Genomic DNA, 22,433 nt, shown 5'->3' with positions numbered 1-22,433 from the left:
TTTCGCCCCGATTGGGCCGGGCTTCGGCAGCCCTCGCTCACCCGGCGCGCACCTTGCCCGCATCCGCATCCCACCCCCGCGGGCTGCTCCGTCGGACGGATCGGGGGACGGCATCGGCCGGACAGGGGTGATTTCGACGGTCGGCGCAAGGCCGATGAGACGGCTGTGGCCGAAGCGACGTCCGATGTCTCCTGCACCGCCGTAAACCGCCCGTACGTGCCTCCCGCCAACTTTCGTTGACGCGAACCCCTCGCCCCCCCCCACAAGCAGCCGCTCCCCGCGGAACCTGCGCCTTGGCGTCGGTCGTGGGGAGCGGCGGCGGGTTACTTCTCCTCCGGCGCCCGGGGTGGGCTGACCGTGGTCCGAGGGGGGCGTCGCTGCGAAGAGGTGCGTACGAACAGTTCGGTCGGTATCACCTGCTCGACCGGCCGGTCCGTCTCCTCGCCCTCGATCGCGTCGATGAGGAGTTGCACCACCGCCGTGCCGATGCGGCGGGGCTTCAGCGAGAGGGTCGTGACGGGCGGCTCGGTGTTGGCGTACACCGTGGACTCGCTGCAGCACACGATCAGCAGGTCCTCGGGGACCCGCAGCCCGTAGCGGCGGGCCGCGGCGAGCAGGTCTGTTCCGTTGGGGTCGAAGAGACCGTAGACGGCGTCGGGGCGGTCGGGGCGGGCCAGCAGCCGGTCGGCGGCCACGGCGCCCGCGCACGGGTCGTGCGCGGGGTAGGCCTCGTAGACCGGGTCCTGACCGACCCGCTCGCACCACTGCAGGTATGCGCTGGTCGACAGGTGTGTGTATGTGTCCGTGGTGGTGCCGGTGAGGAGGCCGATGCGGCGGGCGCCGGCGTCGGCCAGGTGGTCGAGGATGTCGAGGACGGCGGCTTCGTGGTCGTTGTCCACCCAAGCGGTGACCGGGAGCGTGCCGGCCGGGCGGCCGTCGGAGACGACCGGTAAACCCTGCCGGACCAGCTCGCTGACCACCGGATCCTGGTCGGAGGGGTCGATGACGACCGTGCCGTCCAGGGCGACGTTGGACCACACGTCGTGGCGCGAGGTCGCGGGGAGGATGACGAGCGCGTAGCCGCGGGCGAGCGCGGCCGAGGTGGCGGCGCGCGCCATTTCCGCGAAGTACGCGAACTCGGTGAAGGTGAAAGGTTCATCCCCGTAGGTCGTCACGGTCAGGCCGATGAGGCCCGACTTGCCGGTACGGAGGGTTCGGGCCGCCGCCGAGGGGCGGTAGCCGAGTCGGTCGGCGACCTCGCGGACATGGCGTCGGGTGGCGTCCGGGAGCCTGCCCTTGCCGTTGAGGGCGTCGGAGACGGTCGTGATGGAGACTCCGGCGGCGGCGGCCACGTCCCTGATGCCCGCCCGGCCCGGCCGGCTGCCTCGGCGTGAGGTTTCCGTGCGGCTCACCTGGTGCTTCCCTGCTGCTGTCATGGCGAGCCGATAGTAGGGCTCATTCGGTGGGGTAGGGCGGACGCATATGCACGCGTTGACAGGCACGTTTCTGCAAGGCCAAATGGGGTCAAGTGCCTTGGAAATCGAGGCAGTTGACGCACTCGAGACCAGGACGTGACGCGTCGGCACGGATGAGCCTGCCAACGCCCCGATGTTTCGAAGAGGTCTCAACTCACCTGCACGGGGGATGCGCGCCACGGAGTGCACTACCGGCGCGTAGATATATGTGCAGCGCGCCCCCAGGGGCGTACGCCTTCGTGCGGCTTCGTCCTCAGAAGTCGCAGAGGTCCCTCCGTTTCAGGCGTCGGTCCCTGCTCACCTGTACGCACCCACGCCGAATCCTCATAAGGTGAGCAGTATTGAAGCCGGTGGTGGTCACGAGGAGGACTGCGGTGAGCGAGACGAGCCCCAAGCTGCGCGCCGAGCTGGAGGGGATCCCCACCTACAAGCCGGGCAAGCCGGCCGCGGGCGGCGGCCCCGTGGCCTACAAGCTGTCCTCCAACGAGAACCCGTATCCGCCGCTGCCGGGCGTGATGGAGACGGTGACGGCGGCGGCCGCCTCCTTCAACCGTTACCCGGACCTGGCCTGCACGGTTCTGATCAACGAGCTGTCCGATCGGTTCGGCGTTCCCGCCTCCCACCTGGCCACGGGCACCGGCTCGGTCGGTGTCGCCCAGCAGCTCGTCCAGGCCACCTCGGGCCCCGGCGACGAGGTGATCTACGCCTGGCGGTCCTTCGAGGCCTACCCGATCATCACGCAGATCAGCGGTGCGAAGGCCGTGCAGGTGCCGCTGACGCCGGGGGATGTGCACGACCTGGACGCGATGGCCGACGCGATCACCGAGCGGACCCGGCTGATTTTCGTCTGCAACCCCAACAACCCCACGGGCACCGTCGTGAAGCGGGCCGAGCTGGAACGGTTCCTCGACCGGGTGCCACGTGACGTGCTGGTCGTGCTCGACGAGGCGTACCGGGAGTTCATCCGCGACCCCGAGGTGCCGGACGGCGTGGAGCTCTACCGGAAGCGGCCCAATGTCTGTGTCCTGCGGACCTTCTCCAAGGCCTACGGCCTCGCCGGCCTGCGCATCGGCTTCGCCATCGCTCACGAGCCGGTGGCGGAGGCCCTGCGCAAGACGGCGGTGCCGTTCGGTGTGAGCCAGCTCGCGCAGGAGGCCGCGATCGCCTCGCTGCGCGCCGAGGACGCGCTGCTCGGCCGGGTCGGTTCCCTGGTGTGCGAGCGCCTCCGGGTGGTCGAGGGGCTGCGCGGGCAGGGGTGGACGGTGCCCGAGACCCAGGCCAACTTCGTGTGGCTGCGGCTGGGCGAGCACACGGTTCCCTTCGCGGCGGCGTGTGAGCATGCGGGCGTGGTGGTACGGCCGTTCCCGGGCGAGGGTGTGCGGGTGACGATCGGGGAGAACGAGGCGAACGACATCTTCCTGAAGGTGGCGGAAGGGTTCCACAAGGACCTGTAGCGAGTCACCGCGCCGGGTTTTTGCTGGTCAGCGGGGGTGATAGGGGGGTTTCCGCCGGTAGGCGGGGACCCCCCTTGGTCTATCGAAAATCGGTGCGGCATACTAGCTTGTGAATGTGAACGCTTTCACAAGCTCCACGAGCGTGAGGTAAGGAGTGACGACGTGGACCTGGCTTTGGCGCCGGAGACACTGGCGCGCTGGCAGTTCGGCATCACCACCGTCTACCACTTCCTCTTCGTCCCCCTGACGATCTCCCTCGCGGCCCTCACCGCCGGGCTGCAGACCGCCTGGGTGCGCACGGAGAACGAGAAGTACCTCAGGGCCACGAAGTTCTGGGGCAAGCTCTTCCTGATCAACATCGCGATGGGTGTCGTCACCGGCATCGTGCAGGAGTTCCAGTTCGGCATGAACTGGTCCGACTACTCACGCTTCGTCGGAGACGTCTTCGGCGCCCCGCTCGCCTTCGAGGCCCTGATCGCCTTCTTCTTCGAATCCACCTTCATCGGCCTGTGGATCTTCGGCTGGGACAAGCTGCCGAAGAAGATCCACCTGGCCTGCATCTGGATGGTCTCGATCGGCACGATCCTGTCGGCGTACTTCATCCTCGCGGCCAACTCGTGGATGCAGCACCCCGTCGGCTACCGGATCAACAAGGAGAAGGGCCGCGCCGAACTCACCGACTTCTGGGCCGTGCTGACCCAGAACACCGCGCTCAGCCAGGTCTTCCACACCATGTCCGCGGCCTTCCTCACCGGTGGCGCCTTCATGGTCGGCATCGCCGCCTTCCACCTGTACCGCAAGAAGCACATCCCGGTGATGAAGACCTCGCTGCGGCTGGGCCTCATCACCGTGGTCATCGCCGGCCTGCTCACCGCCATCAGCGGTGACACCCTGGGCAAGGTCATGTTCAAGCAGCAGCCGATGAAGATGGCCGCCGCCGAGGCCTTGTGGGACGGCGAGGCGCCCGCGCCGTTCTCGGTCTTCGCCTACGGCGACGTCGAGGAGGGGCACAACAAGGTCGCCATAGAGATCCCGGGCCTGCTGTCCTTCCTCGCGAACGACGACTTCAGCTCGTACGTCCCCGGCATCAACGACGTGAACAAGGCCGAACAGGAGAAGTACGGCCCCGGCGACTACCGGCCCAACATCCCCGTCGCCTACTGGGGCTTCCGCTGGATGATCGGCTTCGGCATGTCGTCCTTCGCGATCGGCCTGGCAGGACTCTGGCTCACCCGCAAGAAGTTCCTGCTGCCGCAGCACCTGAGGGTCGGCGAGGACGAGGTGCCGCATGTGGTGCTGTTCAGGAACAAGGCGCTCAGCCCCAGGCTCACCAAGCTCTACTGGCTGGCGGCGATCTGGACCCTGGGCTTCCCGCTGATCGCCAACTCCTGGGGCTGGATCTTCACCGAGATGGGCCGCCAGCCGTGGGTCGTCTACGGCGTCCTCCAGACCCGTGACGCGGTCTCCCCCGGAGTCTCCCAGGGCGAGGTCCTCACCTCGATGATCGTCTTCACGGCGCTCTACGCGGTCCTCGCCGTCATCGAGGTCAAGCTGCTGGTGAAGTACGTGAAGGCCGGCCCGCCCGAGCTCACCGAGGCCGACCTCAACCCGCCCACGAAGATCGGCGGCGACTCCCGGGACGCCGACAAGCCGATGGCCTTCTCCTACTAGGCCGAGGGAGCTGCACAGACATGGAACTGCACGACGTCTGGTTCGTCCTGATCGCCGTCCTGTGGACCGGCTACTTCTTCCTGGAGGGCTTCGACTTCGGGGTCGGCATCCTCACCAAGCTGCTCGCCCGCGACCGGCCCGAGCGGCGGGTGCTCATCAACACCATCGGGCCCGTCTGGGACGGCAACGAGGTGTGGCTGCTCACGGCGGGCGGCGCGACCTTCGCCGCCTTCCCCGAGTGGTACGCCACGCTCTTCTCCGGCTTCTACCTGCCCTTGCTGCTCATCCTGGTCTGTCTGATCGTGCGGGGCGTCGCCTTCGAGTACCGGGCGAAGCGGCCCGAGGAGAACTGGCAGCGCAACTGGGAGACCGCGATCTTCTGGACCTCACTCCTTCCCGCGTTCCTGTGGGGGGTCGCCTTCGGCAACATCGTGGGCGGCGTCAAGATCGACCAGGACTTCGAGTACGTGGGCAATCTCTGGGACCTGCTCAACCCGCACGCGCTGCTCGGCGGTCTGGTGACCCTGACGCTGTTCACCTTCCACGGTGCGGTGTTCACGGCCCTCAAGACCGTCGGCGAGATCCGGGAACGGGCACGGAAGCTGGCGCTGAAGGTAGGGCTCGCGACCGCCGTGTTCGCTTCGGTCTTCCTGCTGTGGACGCAGATCGACAGTGGTGACGCCAAGAGCCTGGTCGCCCTGGTCGTGGCGGTCGGCGCCCTGGTCGCGGCGCTCGTGGCCAACCAGGCGGGACGCGAGGGCTGGTCGTTCGCGCTCTCCGGCGTCACCATCGTGGCCGCCGTGGCGATGCTCTTCCTGACGCTCTTTCCGAACGTCATGCCGTCCACGCTCAACGAGAACTGGAGCCTCACGGTGACCAACGCCTCGTCGAGCCCGTACACCCTGAAGATCATGACCTGGTGTGCGGGGATCGCCACCCCGGTCGTGCTGCTCTACCAGGGCTGGACGTACTGGGTGTTCCGCAAGCGCATCGGTACGCAGCACATCGCCGAGCCCGTGCACTGAGTCTGATGTGGGGTGTGTTTCACGTGAAACACACCCCATGGGGAAAGAGCGTGTTTCACGTGGAACATGCTCTTTGAGAAGAGGGTGTTTCACGTGAAACCGATCGACCCGCGTCTCCTGCGGTACGCCCGCGCCACCCGCCTCTTCCTGGTGGCGGTCGTCGGTCTGGGTGCCGTCGGAGCAGCCCTGGTCATCGCACAGGCGATGCTCCTCGCCGAGGCCGTGGTGGGAGCCTTCCAGTACGGGTTGTCCGTGTCCGAACTGCGCACTCCCCTGCTGCTGTTGATGGCTGTGGCGGTCGGCCGGGCGCTGGTCGCCTGGCTCACCGAACTCGCCGCGCATCGCGTCAGCGCCGCCGTGAAGTCGGAGCTGCGGGGGCGGCTGCTGGAGCGGGCCACCGCGTTGGGTCCGAACTGGCTCAGTGACCGGCGCACCGGTTCGCTGGTCGCCCTCGCCACGCGGGGCGTGGACGCTCTCGACGACTACTTCTCGCGCTACCTGCCGCAGCTGGGGCTGGCGGTGGTCGTACCGGTCGCGGTGCTCGCGCGGATCGTGACCGAGGACTGGGTGTCCGCCGCGATCATCGTCGGCACCCTCCCCCTGATCCCGGTCTTCATGGTGCTGATCGGCTGGGCCACGCAGTCGCGGATGGACCGTCAGTGGCGGCTGCTGTCCCGGCTGTCCGGGCACTTCCTGGACGTTGTCGCCGGGCTTCCCACGCTCAAGGTGTTCGGGCGGGCCAAGGCGCAGGCCGAGTCGATTCGGCGCATCACCGGCGAGTACCGGCAGGCGACCATGCGGACGCTGCGGATCGCCTTCATCTCGTCGTTCGCGCTGGAGTTGCTGTCGACGCTCTCGGTGGCCCTGGTGGCGGTGACGATCGGCATGCGGCTCGTGCACGGCGAGATGGACCTGTACATCGGCCTGGTGATCCTCGTGCTGGCGCCGGAGGCGTATCTCCCGCTGCGACAGGTCGGGGCGCAGTACCACGCGGCGGCGGAGGGGCTGGCCGCCGCCGAGGAGATCTTCGAGGTGCTGGAGACGCCGGTACCGGCGTCGGGCACGGTCGCGGTGGCCGAGGGAGGGGTGGCCTTCGAGGGCGTGACCGTCCGCTATCCCGGGCGCTCCGCCGACGCCGTCACTGACGTGTCGTTCACCGTCGAACCCGGTGAGACCGTCGCGCTGGTCGGGCCGAGCGGTGCGGGCAAGTCGACCCTGCTGAACGCGCTGCTGGGGTTCGTGCGGCCGGCCGAGGGCCGGGTGCTGGCCGGGGGAGTCGACCTCGCGGCGGCCGACCTGGAGCAGTGGCGCTCTCGGGTCGCGTGGGTGCCGCAGCGCCCGCATCTCTACGCCGGGACCGTCGACGAGAACGTACGGCTGGCGCGTCCCGACGCCGAGGACGCGGCCGTACGCCGGGCGCTGGCGGACGCGGGGGCGCTGGAGTTCGTCGAGGCACTGCCCGCGGGGGCCGACACGCTGCTCGGCGAGGACGGGGCCGGGCTGTCCGCCGGGCAACGGCAGCGGCTGGCGCTGGCCAGGGCGTTCCTCGCGGACCGGCCCGTGCTGCTGCTGGACGAGCCGACGGCCGCGCTCGACGGGGAGACCGAGGCCGAGGTGGTGGCGGCCGTGCGGCGCCTCGCGGCCGGGCGGACGGTCCTGCTGGTCGTGCACCGGCCGGCGCTGCTGGCGGTGGCGGACCGTGTGGTGCGGCTGACCGAGGCCGAGACCGTCGCGCATGTCGGAGCCGTGTCCCAGGGCACTCCCGCCCCGCTGGAGGAGGCGGCTGCCCTGCCCGCCGCCGACGAGCCCGGGACGGGTCCCGCCGTGACCGGCGGTGGCGTCCTCGCCCGGGTCCGCGCCATGGCCGGCGCCCGACGCGGCCGACTTGCCCTCGCGTTGCTGCTCGGCAGCCTTGCCCTCGGCAGTGCCGTGGGCCTCATGGCCACCTCCGGATGGCTCATCTCGCGGGCCTCGCAGCAGCCACCGGTGCTGTACCTGATGGTGGCCGTGACGGCGACCCGCACCTTCGGCATCGGGCGGGCGGTGTTCCGGTACGCGGAGCGGCTCGTGTCGCACGACGCCGTGCTGCGGATGCTGGCCGACACCCGGGTCGCCGTCTGGCGCCGGCTGGAGCGGTTGGCGCCCGCGGGGCTGCGCTCGACCCGTCGGGGTGACCTGCTGACGAGGCTGGTCGCCGATGTGGACGCCCTCCAGGACTACTGGCTGCGCTGGCTGCTGCCCGCCGGTTCCGCCGTCGTCGTCTCGGCCGGGTCCGTCGCCTTCACGGCGTGGCTGCTGCCCGAGGCCGGGGCGGTGCTCGCCGCCGGGCTGCTGACGGCCGGGGTCGGCGTTCCCCTGGTCACCGGTGCCGTGGCGCGCAGGGCCGAGCGCCGGCTCGCCCCCGCCCGAGGGGTGCTCGCCACCCGCACGGCCGACCTGCTCACCGGCACCGCCGAGTTGACGGTCGCGGGCGCGTTGCCCGTCCGTACCGCCGGGGTGCGCGCGGCCGACTCCGTGCTCACCCGGATCGCCTCACGCGCGGCGACCGCCACCGCCCTCGGCGACGGCCTGACCGCGCTCGTCTCCGGACTGACCGTCACGGCCGCCGCCCTCGTGGGCGCTCAGGCGGTCGCCGACGGACGGCTGAGCGGCGTGACCATGGCCGTGGTCGTCCTCACCCCGCTGGCCGCCTTCGAGGCCGTCCTGGGGCTTCCTCTGGCCGTGCAGTACCGCCAGCGGGTGGGCAGGAGCGCGGAGCGGGTGTTCGAGGTCCTGGACTCCCCCGAGCCCGTGCGTGAGCCGGAGCGGCCCCGTCAGGCGCCCGCGTCGCCCTTCCCGCTGGTCCTCAAGGGGCTGGCCGCCCGGCACGACGGGCAGGGCCGGGACGCACTCGCCGGGGTCGACCTCACCCTGACGCAGGGACGCCGGATCGCCGTCGTCGGGCCCTCCGGGTCCGGCAAGACCACGCTCGCGCAGGTGCTGCTGCGGTTCCTGGACACCGGCGCGGGCTCGTACACGCTCGGCGGGGTGGACGCGCATGCCCTGGACGGCGACGACGTACGCCGGCTGGTCGGGCTGTGTGCGCAGGACGCGCACCTCTTCGACAGCTCGGTCCGCGAGAACCTGCTGCTCGCGAAGAAGAGGGCGAGCGAGGAGGAGTTGCGGGACGCGTTGGCGCGAGCCCGGCTGCTGGAGTGGGCCGACGGACTGCCCGACGGGCTCGACACGCTTGTCGGCGAGCACGGTGCCCGGCTGTCCGGCGGGCAGCGGCAACGGCTCGCGCTGGCCCGGGCGTTGCTCGCCGACTTCCCCGTCCTGGTGCTCGACGAGCCGGCCGAGCATCTGGACCTGCCGACCGCCGACGCTCTCACCCAAGACCTGCTGGCCGCCACCGAGGGCCGAACGACCCTGCTCATCACCCATCGGCTGGCCGGTCTCGAGGCGGTCGACGAGGTGGTCGTGCTGGACGAGGGACGGGTCGTGCAGCGGGGTTCCTACGCGGCGCTGACGGCCGCGGAGGGACCGTTGCGAGAAATGGCCGAACGGGAGGAGGCCACGGAGCTGTTGGCGGCGGCGCGCTGACCGCCCCAGGTCGCCGTCGTCCTCGACGCCACGGCGACCCTCTCCGCGGGCCCCGTACTGAGCCATCAGGGGCAGGGCGTCCCCCAGGCGTACGACTTGAACAGGACCGGGGCCCGGCAGCCGGGTCACGATCGCTGATATGCGCTCACCTCGCCGTCGTGTCCTGCTCGTTCCGGTTCTGCTGTGCGTGTCCGGGCTGCTCGCGACGCGGCCCACCGCCGCCGAGGGGGAGCCCGGCGAAGGCTCGGACTCCCGGATCAGCGCGCAGGTGGCGCGGCTGTACGAGGACGCCGCGGTGGCGACGCAACGGTACGAGGCGGGGCGGCGCGAGGCGGAGAAACAGCAGGGGCAGGCCCGGCGCGCGGAGGAACTCCTCACCCGCGAGCGGCGGGAGATCACCGTGCTGCGCGAGGACCTGGGCCGTATCGCCCGAGCCCAGTACCGCGGCGGCGGCGGGCTGCCGGTCGTCGCGCAGTTGGTCCTGGCGGGCGACCCCGACAAGCTGATGCGCGGGCAGCACGTCTTCTCGCAGGCGAACCTCGCCGTCGACAACGCGATCGGCAGGAACCGGCGGGCGGAGGCACGGCTGGCCGCCGACGAGGCGAAGGCCGTCGAGGCCTGGCAGGCCGTGGAGCGGCGGGCTCTGGAGCTCGCGCGGCTGAAGAAGGACATCGACGACAAGCTCGAGCGGGCGCGATGGCAGTTGCAGGGCCGGGCGGACGCCTCGGTGGCGGCGGGCGCCTGCCGCGGTGCCGTGCGCCTGGACCAGCCGCCGACGCACTTCGTGGGCGACTGGGTCACACCGGTCGAGACGTACGCCCTGTCCGCGGTCTTCGGCAGCGGTGGCACGCGCTGGGCGAACCGGCACACCGGTCAGGACTTCGCGGTGCCGATCGGGACGCCGGTGCGGGCGGTCGGTGCGGGCCGCGTGGTGCGGGTGTCGTGCGGGGGCGCGTTCGGGATCGAGGTCGTGGTGCGGCATTCCGACGGCTACTACACGCAGTACGCCCACCTCGCCGCCGTCACGGTCGACCAGGGCGAAGGGGTGACCACCGGGCAGTGGATCGGGCAGTCGGGCACCTCGGGCAACTCGACCGGCCCGCACCTGCACTTCGAGGTGCGGGTCACGCCCGACGCGGGCTCGGCGCTCGATCCGGTGCCCTGGCTGGCGGCCCGCGGAGCGCCCGTCGGCTGAGGCCCTGAGGTTCCTCCCGCGCACCCGACTTGATCGGGCACAGGATGTCGGGTCCGGCCGGACGTCCGCCGCCTAGCGTGGTGATCGCAGACGGCGGAAGGAGACCGGAGTGCTGGAGCGGCTCAACCAGGCCATGGAGTACATCGAGAGCCACCTCGACGAGCCGATCGACGTGACGGCGCTGGCGCACGGCGCGGCCACCTCGGAGTACCACCTGCGCCGGATGTTCTCCGCGCTGGCCGGCATGCCTTTGTCGGAGTACGTGCGGCGCAGGCGGCTCACCGTCGCCGGCGCCGAGGTGCTCGCCGGAGGGGACTCGCTGCTGGAGATCGCGGTGCGGTACGGCTATGGCTCGGGTGAGGCGTTCGCGCGGGCGTTCCGTGCCGTGCACGGCGTCGGGCCGGGCGAGGCCCGCCGTACCGGCGCCGCGCTCGTCTCGCAGCCCCGGCTGGCCTTCCGCCTCACCGTCGAAGGGAGCAGCAGCATGAGGTATCGCATAGTGGACCGGCCGGACTTCACCGTCGTCGGCCTCAAGGCCCGAGTGCCCTTGGTGCACTCGGGGCCCAACCAGGCGATCATCGATTTCGTGCGCGGGATCGACCGGCAGGTCCTGGAGCGCCTGGAGAAGCTGTCGGACCAGGAACCACAGGGCATCGTCGCGGTCTGCGACGACCTGGATCCGAGCCGGGCCGAGGGCACCGAACTCGACTACTACCAAGGGGTGATCACGTCCGCGACCGCCCCCAGGGAGACGACCGCCCTGGCCGTACCGGCCGGCACCTGGGCCGTCTTCACCACCTCCGGGCCGGCCCCGCAGGCCATCCAGGAGCTGTGGCGGGATGTGTTCACGCAGTGGTTCCCGTCCAACCCGTACCGCGGCCGCCCCGGCCCGGAGATCCTGCGCACCCGGCTGTCCGCGGACGGGACCGAGGCCGACGCCGAACTGTGGCTGCCGGTGGAGCGGGAACAGGGCTGACGTCCCTGAGGGAGAGCTACTCCCGCTCGGCGATCAGCCGCTCGATGACGACGGCGACCCCGTCCTCGTTGTTGGCGACGGTATGTCCGGAGGCCGCCGCGAGCACGTCCGGGTGCGCGTTGCCCATCGCGTACGACCGGCCGGCCCAGGTGAGCATCTCGACGTCGTTCGGCATGTCCCCGAACGCGACGACCTCCTCGTGGGAGATGCCGCGTTCCGCGCAGCACAGGGCGAGCGTGCTGGCCTTGGAGACTTCGGGGCCGCTGATCTCCAGCAGGGCGCTGGGGCTGGAGCGGGTGACGTTGGCGCGGTCGCCGATGGCGAGCCGGGCGAGGGTGAGGAAGGCGTCGGGGTCGAGCGTGGGGTGGAACGCGAGGATCTTCAGCACCGGCTCACCGGCCCCGGGCGCGTCCGGCGCCAGCAGTCGCTCGGCCGGCGCGAGGGTGTCGGGTATCTCCAGGTGCATCTTGGGATACTTCGGCTCCTGGTAGAAGCCGTACGTCTGCTCGATGGCGTACATCGTGCCGGGCGCCGCCTCCCGCAGCAGCCGTACGGCGTCCAGCGCGTTCTCGCGCGCCAGCTCGCGCACCTTCACGAACCGGTGGGCGCCGGGGCCGCCGTGCAGGTCGACCACGGCGGCGCCGTTGCCGCAGATCGCCAGGCCGTGCCCGTGGACGTGCTCGCTGACGACGTCCATCCAGCGGGCCGGGCGGCCGGTGACGAAGAAGACCTCGATGCCCGCCTCCTCGGCGGCGGCGAGGGCGGCGACCGTGCGCGGTGACACCGACTTGTCGTCGCGCAGCAGAGTGCCGTCGAGATCGGTGGCGATCAGCCGGGGCGGGAGAGCGGCGGCCGGGGTCTCGGGCTGTCGAGTCGCTGAGGTCACCGGGCCATTCTCGCGCATATGCCCGCACGGTCGGGCGCGAGCCCGCTCACAGAGGACACCGCCGGGCGGCGGATGACCTGATGCCGTGGTCAGCGCAGTTGTGCGGGGGCCTCCATGGCGATCTGCTCGAAGACCTTCTCGTCCGCGGCGAAGACGGAGTCGGCGATGGGCCAGTGGACCACGATCTCCGTGAAGCCGAGCTCCCGGTGCCGACCGGCGAAGTCGACGAAGGCGTCCAAGGACTCCAGCGGACCTCCGCGGTCCGGGGTGAACCCGGTGAGCAGGACCTTGTCCAGCTCCTGCGCGTCCCGTCCGATCTCGGCACAGGCGTCGGTGAGCTTCTCCACCTGGCCGCGAATGGCCTGAACCGACTGCTCGGGGGTGCCGTTCTCGTAGAGCTTCGGGTCGCCGGTGGTCACCCAGGCCTGCCCGTACCGGGCCGCGAGCCGCAGCCCGCGCGGTCCGGTCGCGGCGACCGCGAAGGGCAGCCGGGGGCGCTGGACGCAGCCGGGAATGTTGCGCGCCTCGTGCGCCGAATAGTGGTCGCCCTCGTACGACACGGAGTCCTCGGTGAGCAACCGGTCCAGCAGCGGGACGAACTCGGCGAGGCGGTCGGCCCGCTCGCGCGGGGTCCACGGTTCCTGGCCGAGGGCGGTGGCGTCGAAGCCGGTGCCGCCCGCGCCGATCCCCAGGGTCACCCGGCCGGCGGAGACGTCGTCCAGGGAGATCAGTTCCTTGGCGAGGGTCACCGGGTGCCGGAAGTTCGGCGAGGTCACCAGCGTGCCCAGACGCAGGCGGTCGGTGACGGCCGCGGCGGCGGTCAGCGTCGGGATCGCGCCGAACCACGGGCCGTCGCGGAAGGTGCGCCAGGACAGGTGGTCGTAGGTGTACGCGGTGTGGAAGCCGAGCTGCTCGGCCCGTGTCCAGGTGGAACGGCCCCCCTCGTGCCAGCGGAGGTACGGGAGGATCACGGTGCTCAGGCGCAGACTCATGTCATCGAGCGTATGCGGACGAGCGTGTTTCACGTGAAACGGTCACCGTGCGCGTCCCCTCAGCCACGGACTGAGGCCGACCAGGATGAATTCCTTGTGCACGCGGTCCTGCGGCAGCGGCACCATCAGGAAGTGAGCGGGCGGGAAGCGCCGGGTCTTGACCCAGGCGTGGCCGTCGTAGAGGGAGCGGAGAAACGCGGGGACGTCGTCGCGGTCGACATCGGGGCACTCCACGCCGTCGACGGTGATCAGGGCGTCGTCGTCGGGGTAGAGCCGCACACTCACGCTCGGTCGGCCGCCGAGCTCGACGTAGGCCTCGTGCGGCAGCGAGCCGTCCGGGTCGGTGGTGACGCCGACGCCGGCGGAAGTGCGGCGGGAGGTCTGATCTGCGCCGATGTCGTGGGTGACCTCGATCTCGAGCGCGTACTGGGCGGCGATCGACCGGAGGGCGGTGACGGCGGCCTCCGTGGTGGGAAGGTGGTCCATACCTGTGATCATGCCGAAGGGAGACGTGGTGCGGCAGCGGAGGACGCGCCTAGGTCGCCTCAGTGCTGTTCCGGAAAGCGCAGGTATCGCGAGGGCACGGCCTTCGTCAGCCACACCCCGTTCGCGCTGACGTGGAAGACGTGGCCGTCGCGGTGCATGGCTCCCGCGTCGACGGCGAGGACCACGGGGCGGCCCCGGCGCGCCCCGACCCGGGTCGCGGTCTCCCGGTCGGCCGAGAGGTGCACGTCGTGCCGGTTCATGGGCAGCAGCCCCTCGGCGCGGATCGCGTCCAGGGAGCGGCTCACGGTCCCGTGGTAGAGGTACGCGGGCGGGGTCGCCGGGGGCAGCCCGAGGTCGATCTCGACGCTGTGGCCCTGGCTGGCGCGGATCCGGGTGCCGTCGATCGCGAAGCGCTTCTTGTCGTTGGCGGCGACGACGTGGTCCAGCTCGTCACGGGTGAAGTGGAAGCCGTGCGCGGCGCAGGCCGCGATCAGCTCGTCGATCTCCACCCAGCCGGCCTCGTCGAGCGTGAGGCCGATCCGCTCGGGCTGGTGCCGCAGGTGTTTCGAGAGGTACTTCGACACCTTCACGGTGCGTCTCTCGTCCCTGTCCATTTCGTTCATCCGCTCAGCATGACGCGAGAGACGCAGATCACGCACTTTGTTTTGGGGCCGAGGTTTGGTCCACAGCCAACTGTAGTTATCCACAGCCCAGTTGGCGTTTCTGTGGACAACTGGCCGTCCTCTCAGCTCTCTTCCTCAAGATCATCTGACGCCCCATGACTTGAGACCAGACCGTCCAAGGCCCGGGCGCGCACCTCTCGTTCGGCCGCGAGCGCGAGAAAGTCCGCAGCCCGCTCCGGTCCAACGAGCCTCTCCACGGCCCGCATCGTCTCCACCGGGACCGGGACCGTCCGCGTCCCCGACGGGGGTGGCGGGGGGGCACCCGCGCCGAGGTGCCGGCGCAGGTGATGTCCGGCGAACAGGCGCATGGCCCGAGCCAGTTCGGCGTCCACGGTCTGCCGGGCGAGCGGGCGCAGCCGTCGGACGAGCGAGGCCGCCTCGGACGCGTCCGCGTCGCTCGGGCGATGCGGTCCGTCGAGATAGCGCGCGAAGACGTGCTCGGTGGTGAACTCCAGGAAACGGGCGGCGATCTGCTCGACCTGCCCCCTCAACTCCCGCAGATGGGCGGTGATCGCGCCGAGTGGTACCCCGGCGGCATGCAACTCCACCGCCACCGCGAGCTCTTGGGGGCTGGGCACGAGGAAGACGTCCTCCTCGCCGAGGACGGGTTCCAGTACGCCGAGTGCCACGGCGTCGGCGATCGCCGTGTCGTCGGCGGTGCCGCCGAAGCGGGCGGCCAGGTCGGTGCGGGAGACGCGGGAGGGCTCCTCGTCGGTCCACGGACCGTCGACCTCGGCGACCAGCCCCAGGACACCGCCCAGGCCACGGCCGGTGTCGTGGGCGTCCAGGAGTTCCTTGATGGAGGCGAGGGTGTAGCCGCGGTCGAGGAGATCGGCGATCTGGTGGAGGCGGGTGCGATGGGCGTCGGAGTAGTGGTTGGCCCGCCCCTGGCGCTCGGGGCGGGGGAGCAGACCACGGTCCTGGTAGGCGCGGATGGTGCGGACGGTGGTGCCGGTGAGATGGGCGAGCGTCTCTATCCGGTACGGGGGCCGGGCGGGCGGGCCGGTGGTCAAGTCGTCCGCCCCCCGACGGTCGTTGCCGTGGTGGATGCCGAGTGCGCCGGCGGGCATTGCGGGGCCGTGCGGCGGCTCACAGGGGCGGTCCCACCCGCGCCAGCGCCCGCAACGCCCTGGGCAGGAAACGCGACAGCGCATACGAGCCCCGCGCCTCCGGGGTGACCGGCACCATCGCCTTGTTGAGCGCGACCGCCCGCAGGATGGCGTCCGCGACCTTCTCCGGCGGGTAGTTCCGCAGCCCGTACACGCGCGTGGAGCGTTTCTGGCGGCGTCGCTCCTCCTGCGCGTCCACTCCCACGAACGTCGCCGTGGCGGTGATGTTGGTGTTCACCAGGCCGGGGCATATCGCGGTGACGCCGATGTCCTGGCCGGCCAGTTCCGCGCGCAGGCACTCGCTCAGCATCAGGACCGCCGCCTTGGAGGTGCTGTAGGCGGGCAGCGCCTTGGACGGCTGGTAGGCGGCCGCCGAGGCGGTGTTGACGATGTGGCCGCCCTGCCCCCGCTCGGCCATCTGCCGGCCGAAGAGACGGCAACCGTGGATGACGCCCCACAGGTTGACGTCCAGGACCCTGCGCCAGTCCTCGGGCGTCGTGTCGAAGAACGAGCCCGACAGTCCGATGCCCGCGTTGTTCACCAGCACGTCCACCACACCGTGTTCCGCGTGGACCTTCGCCGCGAGTTTCTCCATCGCCTGCTCGTCGGAGACGTCCACCGCCTCCGCCCGGGCCTCGGGCGCGCCGATCAGAAGCGACATCTCGGCGGTGCGGGCCGCGCTCTCGGCGTCCCGGTCGACGGCGATCACCCGGGCGCCCGCTTCGGCGAACGCGAACGCCGTGGCCCGCCCGATGCCGCTGCCCGCACCGGTGACCAGCACCAGCTGACCGCCGAAGCGCTCGGCGTACCGGCCGGTGGCGGCCTGGCGCACCGGCCCGGCCACGCCGTCCCCCGGGGCCTCTCCCGCCGCCTCGGCCTCCCGCTCCTTCTCGACCGACAGGACGAAGTCGTCGATCCAGGAGGCGAGCCGGTCGGGTCGGGTGCGCGGGATCCAGTGCCCGGCCGGGAGGGTGCGCCGGGTCAACCGCGGCACCCAGTGCTCCAGTTCGTCGTACAACCGCTCCGACAGGAACCGGTCCCCCGAAGGCGTGATGAGCTGCACGGGCGCGTGGGCGTACGCGTCCGCACGCGGGTGACGCAGGCGGGGCCGTACGTTGTCCCGGTACAGCCAGGCACCGTGCGCCGCGTCCGAACTCAGCGACGGCGTCGGGTAGTCGCCGACGGGTACCTTCTCGATCCGCCGCAGGATGCCCGGCCAGCGCTTGCCGAGCGGACCACGCCAGGCCAGCTCGGGCAGGGCGGGGGTGTGCAGCAGGTACACGTACCAGGACTTGGCGCCCTGGCCGAGGAGTTGACCGACCCGGCGCGGAGTCGGCCTGGTCAGACGCTTGTTGATCCAGTGGCCGAAGTGGTCGAGGGACGGCCCGGACATCGAGGTGAAGGAAGCGATGCGGCCCCTGGTGCGCTCGACGGTCACGAACTCCCACGACTGCACCGAGCCCCAGTCGTGTCCCACGAGGTGCACCGGCCGGTCCGGGCTGACCGCGTCGACGACCGCCAGGAAGTCGTCCGTGAGCTTCTCCAGGGTGAACCCGCCCCGCAGCGGCTCGGGCGCGCTGGAACGGCCGTGCCCCCGGACGTCGTACAGCACCACATGGAAGCCGTGGCGGTCCGCCAGCCGGGACGCGACCTCGGACCACACCTCCTTGCTGTCCGGATAGCCGTGCACCAGAACGACCGTCGGCCGACCGGGGTCCCCCAGCTCGGCCACGCACAGTTCGATCCCGCCGGTCCGCACCCGCCGCTCACGCGCACCCTCTGGCAACGTCACTTCCCCTCCGCCTTCCCTGCCGTGTCCGTCGTCGTTCCCGCCCTCGCCCAGCCCCGCACGTGCGGCAGGTCGTCGTCCAGCCAGAAGGCGCTCTCCTCGGGATCCTCGGAGTCGGTCACGACGAGGATCTCCTCGAACTTCGCGCCCGTGCCCCGGAACCCGAGGTGGGGTTCGACCGCCCACAGGCCCGGCCGCGGCGGATGGTCGGAGAAGCGGTACGGCGACCACAGCGGCGACCAGCCCTCCCGGTGGCCGTGCAGCGCGTCGGACAGCAGGCCCTTGAGGGACTGCGTGCCGAACCCGAACAGGCGGGGCGAGAAGCGGCGCTCCCTGACCCGGTCCACCTTGTGGGCGATCACGCCGAAGGGATACGCGCGGTGCCGGTTGGCGTAGCCCTGGCGGACCATGAGGCGGTCCACGTCGGCGTAGATCTCGCGCAGCGACCGCCGCTCGCGCACCTCGCGCAGGATCAGCTCCCGGTGTGCCGCCAGGTCGGCCATCAGGCGCTCCTGCACGGGATGGGCGCCGAGCGCGCCCGAGTAGCCGATGTCCGCCGTGTACCCCTGGTACACCGGCGCCAGGTCGAGGATGAACGGCATCCCCGGCTCCAGCCGGCGGTCGGTGGGGAAGAACTGCAACGGGACGCGGAAGCCGGTGAACGCCGTGCGGTCCCCGAACCAGGCGAACGGCAGGTGGAACCAGTCGCGCACGCCCCGCTCGCGCAGCCACTCCCGCTGCATCCGCGCCGCCTCGCGCTCCGTCACACCCGGTCGCAGTTCGGCGGCCACGGCCTGCGCGCAGTCGTACGCCAGCCGCTGCACCCGTCTGAATCCCCGCAGCTCGGCGGAGAGTTCGCGTGTCCCTGCCGTCGGTGCCGTCGTCATGCCACCCCGTCCCCGCCAGTCCTCGTCGACTGCGCTACGTGTCCGTAACTTGACATCGCCGAATGTGACAGTTGTTAGAGGCCGCGTCAATAGGAGGGTTCGGGGCCTGTGGAAAACCCGCCGTCGCCGCCCCCGTAGCTCTCAGGCACTGCATCCCCTACGGACCCGTACATCTGAGGTCTGATGCGAAGACGGCTCTGAGGTCTGACGATTTTCGTGGCGTGCGTCACTAATTTCGATGACGTGACTGTGATCGCGACCGAAAGCCTGAGCAAGCGGTTCCCCCGGGTGACCGCTCTTGACCGGCTCTCTGTGGACGTCGGGCCCGGTGTGACCGGCCTCGTCGGAGCCAACGGGGCCGGCAAGTCCACATTGATCAAGATCCTTCTGGGTCTGTCGCCCGCCACGGAGGGCCGAGCCGAGGTGCTCGGCCTCGACGTCGCGAGCAGGGGCGCCGACATCCGCGAGCGGGTCGGCTACATGCCGGAGCACGACTGCCTGCCGCCCGACGTCTCGGCCACCGAGTTCGTCGTGCACATGGCCCGGATGTCCGGCCTGCCGCCCACCGCCGCGCGTGAGCGCACCGCGGACACCCTGCGTCATGTCGGCCTGTACGAGGAGCGCTACCGCCCCATCGGCGGCTACTCCACCGGCATGAAGCAGCGGGTGAAACTCGCCCAGGCCCTCGTCCACGACCCGCAGCTGGTCTTCCTGGACGAACCGACCAACGGCCTCGACCCGGTCGGCCGTGACGAGATGCTGGGCCTGATCCGCCGTATCCACACCGACTTCGGCATCTCGGTCCTGGTCACCTCCCACCTGCTGGGCGAACTGGAGCGCACCTGCGACCACGTCGTGGTCGTCGACGGCGGCAAGCTCCTGCGCTCCAGCTCCACCACCGACTTCACACAGACCACCACCACCCTCGCGATCGAGGTCACCGACACCGACGACCACCCGGACGGCACCCGCGCGGTCCGCGAGGCGCTGCACGCGCGCGGGGTGGAGGTTCTGGACGGCAACAGCGGCCTGCCGGGCGCCGGCCACGTCCTGCTGCTGACCGCGCAGAGCGAGGACACCTACGACGTCGTCCGGGACGTGGTCGCCGACCTCGGCCTCGGCCTGGTGCGCATGGAACAGCGCAGGCACCACATCTCCGAGGTCTTCACGGACAGCGACGCCAGCAACGACCAGCAGCGGAAGGAGGCCGTCGGCCATGGCAGTTGAACACCCGGTCACCGCCCCCTCGGGTGACCAGACCCGTATCCACAACATCGGCTACCGCAGCTACGACGGCCCCCGTCTGGGCCGCGCCTACGCCCGCCGCTCCCTCTACTCGCAGTCCCTGCGCGGCGCCTACGGCCTCGGCCGCTCGGTGAAGTCGAAGGTGCTGCCGATGCTTCTCTTCGTGGTGATGTGCGTGCCCGCGGCGATCATGGTCGCCGTCGCGGTCGCCACGAAGGCCCACGAACTTCCCGTGGACTACACGCGGTACGCGATCATCATGCAGGCCGTCATCAGCCTGTACGTCGCCTCGCAGGCGCCCCAGTCCGTCTCGCGCGACCTCCGCTTCAAGACCGTGCCGCTGTACTTCTCGCGGCCCATCGAGACCTCGGACTACGTACTGGCGAAGTTCGCGGCGCTGGCCTCGGCGCTCTTCGTCCTCACCGCGGCCCCGCTGCTGGTGCTGTACATCGGCGCGCTGCTGGCCAAGCTCGACTTCGCCGACCAGACCGAGGGATTCGCTCAAGGACTCGTCTCCGTGGCCCTGCTCTCGCTGCTCTTCGCCGGCCTCGGCCTGGTCATCGCCTCGGTGACCCCGCGGCGCGGCTTCGGCATCGCCGCCGTCATCGCCGTCCTGACCATCTCCTACGGCGCCGTCTCCACGCTCCAGGCCATCGCCGACGCGCAGAACAGCACCGGTTCCATTCCCTGGATCGGCCTGTTCTCGCCGGTCACCCTCATCGACGGCGTGCAGTCCGCGTTCCTGGGCGCCACCTCCGCCTTCCCGGGCGGGATCGGCCCCTCCGACGGGGAGGGCGCCGTCTACGTCCTCGTCGTCCTCGGTCTCATCGCCGCGAGCTACGGCCTCCTGATGCGCCGCTACCGAAGGGTCGGACTGTGACCACGCTCAGCATCGACCACGTCTCCCGCTGGTTCGGCAACGTGGTCGCCGTCAACGACATCACCATGACCATCGGCCCCGGGGTCACCGGCCTGCTCGGCCCCAACGGCGCCGGAAAGTCCACCCTCATCAACATGATGGGCGGCTTCCTCGCCCCCTCCACCGGCACGGTCACCCTCGACGGCCGGCCCGTCTGGCGCAACGAGGAGATCTACCAGCACATCGGCATCGTCCCCGAGCGCGAGGCGATGTACGACTTCCTCACCGGCCGCGAATTCGTCGTCGCCAACGCCGAGTTGCACGGCCTGGGCGCCAAGGCCGCGCAGAAGGCACTGGCCACGGTCGAGATGGAGTACGCGCAGGACCGCAAGATCTCCACGTACTCCAAGGGCATGCGCCAGCGCGTGAAGATGGCGTCCGCCCTGGTCCACGACCCGTCGCTGCTGCTGCTCGACGAGCCCTTCAACGGCATGGACCCGCGCCAGCGCATGCAGCTCATGGACCTGCTGCGGCGCATGGGCGACGAGGGCCGCACCGTGCTGTTCTCGTCGCACATCCTCGAAGAGGTCGAGCAACTCGCCTGGCACATCGAGGTCGTCGTCGCGGGCAGGCACGCGGCCAGCGGCGACTTCCGCAGGATCCGCCGTCTGATGACCGACCGCCCGCACCGCTACCTGGTGCGTTCCAGCGACGACCGCGCTCTCGCGGCCGCGCTGATCGCCGACCCGTCGACGTCCGGCATCGAAGTCGACCTCGCCGAGGGCGCCTTGCGTATCCAGGCCGTCGACTTCGGCCGCTTCACCGCGCTGCTGCCCAGGGTCGCCAGGGACCATGGCATCCGGCTGCTGACGGTCTCGCCGTCCGACGAGTCCCTCGAGTCCGTGTTCTCTTACCTGGTCGCGGCGTAGGAGGCCCTGATGTACGACCCCACAGTCGCCCGGCTCACGTACCGGGCCCTGCTCGGCCGTCGCCGGGCCCTCATCCTGGGCGCCCTGCCCCTGCTGCTCATCGCGATCTCCGTGGTGGTGCGCGGCCTCGCCGGCGCCGACGACCAGACGGCGTCCGACCTGCTCGGCGGGCTCGCGCTCGCCACGATGGTGCCGATCATCGGCGTCATCGCGGGCACGGGCGCGATCGGCCCGGAGATCGACGACGGCTCCGTGGTGTACCTGCTGTCCAAGCCGCTGAAGCGGCCGACGATCATCTTCACCAAGCTGATCGTGGCGGTCGCGGTGACGATGGTGTTCTCGGCGTTGCCCACGCTCATCGCCGGCTTCATCCTCAACGGCAACGGCCAGCAGATCGCCGTCGCCTACACGGTGGCCGCGCTGGTCTCCTCCATCGCCTACGCGGCGGTCTTCCTGCTGCTGGGCACGGTGTCCCGGCACGCGGTGGTCTTCGGCCTCGTCTACGCCCTCGTCTGGGAGGCACTGTTCGGCTCCCTGGTACCGGGTGCGCGCACGCTCAGCATCCAGCAGTGGTCGCTGGCCGTCGCCCACAAGGTGGCGGGCGGTGACTTCGTCACCTCGGACGTCGGACTGACCACGGCGACGGTCCTGTTGGTCGTGGTGACCGTGCTGGCCACCTGGTACGCGGGACAGAAGCTGCGGGCGCTGACGCTCGCCGGCGAGGAGTGACCGACCCCGCCGGGGGCGGAGCGGGGCGCCCGTCCTTGACGGTGGCTTCACCTGCCCCCCGGCACACTGAGCGGAACGGACAGGACCAGGAGGACGGGGATGGCGGACGACGATACGTCGAGCGGCGGTCGCGAGCGGTCCGAGGGAGAGGTCTGGAACGACCTCGTCCTGGACGAGGACTTCATACGGTCCGCCGAGACGTCCGAACCGTCCGCCCGGGCCCGGATGCTCGCCGCACGCTGGCGGGCGGAGGAGCCCGAGCCGCAGCCCTGGCGCTCCGACGACCCGCCCGCGGGCTGGTTCTTCAGCAAGGCACGTCGACGCAGGTGGCGCCGCCGGTAGCAGTCGCCCGGCCTCGGTCCTCGCACGGGCGTTTTATTCGGTGGCGCCCAACTCGTCCCCCGGGCACAGTGGTTGTACCCGCGGGGCCGGAAGGGATCCGGCGCCACAGACTGGGAGGA

Annotated in this window: 19 protein-coding genes; 11 read left to right on the top strand and 8 right to left on the bottom strand. The window is 70.7% G+C overall.

The genetic code is table 11. From position 1 onward, the window contains the following. Positions 1 to 323: 323 nt before the first annotated feature. Entirely contained in the window at positions 324 to 1,436 is a 1,113-nt protein-coding gene (locus ACIRPU_RS17435; protein ID WP_355703664.1) for a LacI family DNA-binding transcriptional regulator, read from the bottom strand. A gap of 413 nt (positions 1,437 to 1,849) precedes the next feature. Here ACIRPU_RS17435 and hisC point away from each other — a divergent pair, with 413 nt between their 5' ends. The 6 genes from hisC (at position 1,850) to ACIRPU_RS17405 (ending at position 11,378) form a co-directional block, all read left to right on the top strand. Continuing rightward, a complete protein-coding gene (gene hisC, locus ACIRPU_RS17430; RefSeq protein WP_355703663.1) occupies positions 1,850 to 2,929 on the top strand; it encodes a histidinol-phosphate transaminase in 1,080 nt (359 codons plus the stop codon). Between the two features lie 162 nt (positions 2,930 to 3,091). Continuing rightward, on the top strand, positions 3,092 to 4,600 hold the full coding sequence (locus tag ACIRPU_RS17425) for a cytochrome ubiquinol oxidase subunit I (protein ID WP_384112452.1): 1,509 nt from the start codon (positions 3,092 to 3,094) through the stop codon (positions 4,598 to 4,600). 20 nt (positions 4,601 to 4,620) lie between these two features. Beyond that, positions 4,621 to 5,625, top strand: a complete 1,005-nt coding sequence (cydB, locus tag ACIRPU_RS17420; protein ID WP_384112455.1) for a cytochrome d ubiquinol oxidase subunit II — start codon at positions 4,621 to 4,623, stop codon at positions 5,623 to 5,625. Between the two features lie 93 nt (positions 5,626 to 5,718). After that, positions 5,719 to 9,207, top strand: a complete 3,489-nt coding sequence (cydD, locus tag ACIRPU_RS17415; protein WP_403867684.1) for a thiol reductant ABC exporter subunit CydD — start codon at positions 5,719 to 5,721, stop codon at positions 9,205 to 9,207. Positions 9,208 to 9,346: 139 nt separating this feature from the next. Beyond that, on the top strand, positions 9,347 to 10,402 hold the full coding sequence (locus ACIRPU_RS17410) for a M23 family metallopeptidase (protein WP_403867681.1): 1,056 nt from the start codon (positions 9,347 to 9,349) through the stop codon (positions 10,400 to 10,402). A 109-nt stretch (positions 10,403 to 10,511) separates the two neighbouring features. Beyond that, positions 10,512 to 11,378, top strand: a complete 867-nt coding sequence (locus tag ACIRPU_RS17405) for an effector binding domain-containing protein (RefSeq protein ID WP_403867678.1) — start codon at positions 10,512 to 10,514, stop codon at positions 11,376 to 11,378. A 16-nt stretch (positions 11,379 to 11,394) separates the two neighbouring features. Here ACIRPU_RS17405 and ACIRPU_RS17400 read toward each other — a convergent pair whose 3' ends face one another. The 7 genes from ACIRPU_RS17400 to ACIRPU_RS17370 all read right to left on the bottom strand — a co-directional run bounded on the left by ACIRPU_RS17400 (position 11,395) and on the right by ACIRPU_RS17370 (position 18,210). Beyond that, positions 11,395 to 12,282 (bottom strand): HAD hydrolase family protein, encoded by an 888-nt coding sequence (locus ACIRPU_RS17400; RefSeq protein ID WP_403867676.1) that lies wholly within the window; start codon positions 12,280 to 12,282, stop codon positions 11,395 to 11,397. Between the two features lie 71 nt (positions 12,283 to 12,353). Continuing rightward, on the bottom strand, positions 12,354 to 13,256 hold the full coding sequence (locus ACIRPU_RS17395) for an LLM class flavin-dependent oxidoreductase (RefSeq protein ID WP_403867673.1): 903 nt from the start codon (positions 13,254 to 13,256) through the stop codon (positions 12,354 to 12,356). Positions 13,257 to 13,298: 42 nt separating this feature from the next. Beyond that, entirely contained in the window at positions 13,299 to 13,742 is a 444-nt protein-coding gene (locus tag ACIRPU_RS17390; RefSeq protein ID WP_355703655.1) for a hypothetical protein, read from the bottom strand. A 59-nt stretch (positions 13,743 to 13,801) separates the two neighbouring features. Beyond that, positions 13,802 to 14,365, bottom strand: coding sequence for an RNA 2'-phosphotransferase (locus ACIRPU_RS17385; RefSeq protein WP_403867669.1), 564 nt, complete (start codon positions 14,363 to 14,365; stop codon positions 13,802 to 13,804). Between the two features lie 122 nt (positions 14,366 to 14,487). Further along, positions 14,488 to 15,495 (bottom strand): MerR family transcriptional regulator, encoded by a 1,008-nt coding sequence (locus tag ACIRPU_RS17380; RefSeq protein ID WP_403867666.1) that lies wholly within the window; start codon positions 15,493 to 15,495, stop codon positions 14,488 to 14,490. Positions 15,496 to 15,514: 19 nt separating this feature from the next. Beyond that, entirely contained in the window at positions 15,515 to 17,326 is a 1,812-nt protein-coding gene (locus ACIRPU_RS17375) for an SDR family oxidoreductase (protein ID WP_403867663.1), read from the bottom strand. Beyond that, on the bottom strand, positions 17,323 to 18,210 hold the full coding sequence (locus tag ACIRPU_RS17370) for a M24 family metallopeptidase (protein ID WP_403867660.1): 888 nt from the start codon (positions 18,208 to 18,210) through the stop codon (positions 17,323 to 17,325). The genes ACIRPU_RS17375 and ACIRPU_RS17370 overlap by 4 nt, the downstream gene beginning before the upstream one ends. Before the next feature lie 249 nt (positions 18,211 to 18,459). On the opposite strand from ACIRPU_RS17370, the gene ACIRPU_RS17365 reads away from it, so the two are divergent. The 5 genes from ACIRPU_RS17365 (at position 18,460) to ACIRPU_RS17345 (ending at position 22,314) form a co-directional block, all read left to right on the top strand. Next, complete coding sequence (locus ACIRPU_RS17365) at positions 18,460 to 19,437, top strand: ABC transporter ATP-binding protein (protein ID WP_384112506.1); 978 nt, start codon at positions 18,460 to 18,462, stop codon at positions 19,435 to 19,437. Continuing rightward, on the top strand, positions 19,427 to 20,335 hold the full coding sequence (locus tag ACIRPU_RS17360; protein WP_384112475.1) for an ABC transporter permease subunit: 909 nt from the start codon (positions 19,427 to 19,429) through the stop codon (positions 20,333 to 20,335). Before ACIRPU_RS17365 ends, ACIRPU_RS17360 begins: the two co-directional genes overlap by 11 nt. Continuing rightward, positions 20,332 to 21,243 carry an ABC transporter ATP-binding protein gene (locus ACIRPU_RS17355; protein WP_267019447.1) on the top strand — a complete coding sequence of 304 codons (912 nt, stop codon included), beginning with the start codon at positions 20,332 to 20,334 and terminating at the stop codon, positions 21,241 to 21,243. The genes ACIRPU_RS17360 and ACIRPU_RS17355 overlap by 4 nt, the downstream gene beginning before the upstream one ends. Positions 21,244 to 21,252: 9 nt before the next feature. Beyond that, entirely contained in the window at positions 21,253 to 21,972 is a 720-nt protein-coding gene (locus ACIRPU_RS17350; RefSeq protein WP_355703649.1) for an ABC transporter permease, read from the top strand. 99 nt (positions 21,973 to 22,071) lie between these two features. Next, positions 22,072 to 22,314: a hypothetical protein gene (locus tag ACIRPU_RS17345; protein ID WP_385555630.1), complete on the top strand. Its 243-nt coding sequence runs from the start codon at positions 22,072 to 22,074 to the stop codon at positions 22,312 to 22,314. The last annotated feature ends 119 nt before the right edge of the window (positions 22,315 to 22,433 follow it).

This window comes from Streptomyces sp. NPDC102259 (assembly GCF_044766465.1).
In the GTDB taxonomy this organism is placed as follows: Bacteria; Actinomycetota; Actinomycetes; order Streptomycetales; family Streptomycetaceae; genus Streptomyces.
This window is presented reverse-complemented; position numbering and strand designations above follow the sequence as displayed.